Origin of the sequence: Streptomyces katrae (assembly GCF_000966975.1) — a bacterium.
Taxonomy (GTDB): domain Bacteria; phylum Actinomycetota; class Actinomycetes; order Streptomycetales; family Streptomycetaceae; genus Streptomyces; species Streptomyces katrae.
Window position 1 is genome coordinate 1 of the sequence record NZ_JZWV01001742.1, and the last position, 202, is coordinate 202.

The following is a 202-nucleotide window of genomic DNA, read 5'->3' on the forward strand; positions in this document are numbered from 1 at the left end:
CCCTTCGTCTCCGCCCTCACGGGCGGCCTCGTCACGGACCAGATCGCCCATCCCGACTACTGGGTGAAGCACGTCCGCGAAGCCGTCCGCTTCCACGACGCCATCCGGACGCTGGAGGCCGAAGGCGCCACCACCCTCCTGGAGTTGGGCCCCGACGCCGTCCTCACCGCCATGGCCCGCCCCTGCCTCACCAGCGACAGCA

At 71.3% G+C, this 202-nt stretch carries 1 protein-coding gene; it reads left to right on the forward strand.

The window, feature by feature from the left end:
* The coding region (locus VR44_RS40405) for an ACP S-malonyltransferase (RefSeq protein ID WP_045952688.1) at window positions 1–202 on the forward strand (202 nt) is incomplete at both ends.